Origin of the sequence: Microbacterium testaceum, from assembly GCF_001476655.1 — a bacterium.
GTDB lineage: Bacteria > Actinomycetota > Actinomycetes > Actinomycetales > Microbacteriaceae > Microbacterium > Microbacterium testaceum_C.
Window position 1 is genome coordinate 1 of sequence record NZ_LDRT01000243.1, and the last position, 865, is coordinate 865.

2 protein-coding genes are annotated in these 865 nt (G+C 68.9%); both read left to right on the forward strand.

Annotation, left to right across the window (positions count from 1 at the left end; all coding sequences use genetic code 11):
* Positions 1–412 (forward strand): alanine racemase (locus tag NS220_RS18725; RefSeq protein WP_193755430.1); only part of this gene is annotated, 412 nt, incomplete at its 5' end.
* A 31-nt stretch (positions 413–443) separates the two neighbouring features.
* The coding region (locus NS220_RS18730; protein ID WP_058625461.1) for a cell division protein SepF at positions 444–865 on the forward strand (422 nt) is incomplete at its 3' end.

An 865-nucleotide genomic window follows, 5' to 3' on the forward strand; every position in this document is an offset into this window, starting at 1 on the left:
CGTCCGCGCGGCCGCCGACGTGGTGCACTCGGTCGACCGGCCCCGTATCGCGGACGCCCTGGATGCCGCGGGCTCTCTCGATCCGCTCGACGTTCTCCTGCAGGTGAACCTGACGGACGATGCCGGACGTGGGGGAGTCGTCCCGGATGACGTGGAGGCCCTCGCCGTGCACGCTGCAGGGCTGTCGTCGCTGCGCGTTCGAGGTGTGATGGCCGTCGCTCCCCTCGATGAGGAACCGGCGCGTGCCTTCGAGCGTCTCCGTCGGAGCGCGGACGCCGTGCGCACGGTCGTCCCGGAGGCGACGTGGATCTCGGCGGGAATGACCGGCGACTTCCCGGAAGCGGTGGCAATGGGCGCGACACACCTGCGGATCGGGTCTGCAATCACGGGTCCGAGGCCCGTGCGCGGATAGCCTCGACACAGACGAGCGAACGGAGGATGCGATGTCGAACCCGCTCAAGAAGACGATGGTTTACCTGGGCCTCGCCGACGAGGAGGAGACCTATGAGGAGCCTGTGCAGCCGGCTGCGCGCAAGCCGCAGCCGCAGCAGACCGCGCCGGTCGAGAAGGCTGCTCCCGTGACCCCGCTGCACCGACCCGCCGTGGTGCGCCAGCCCGCTGCCGGTCCGGTCAGCGAGATCCTCACGGTGCACCCGAAGCAGTACCGCGACGCGCAGACGATCGCCGAGAATTTCCGCGAGGGGATCCCGGTCATCATCAACCTCTCGCAGATGAGCGATGCCGACGCGCGCCGTCTCATCGACTTCGCGAGCGGACTGTCGCTGGGTCTTTACGGGCGCATCGAGCGGGTCACCAGCAAGGTCTTCCTGCTCTCGCCCGAGAACATCGCCGTCTCCGGAGACGG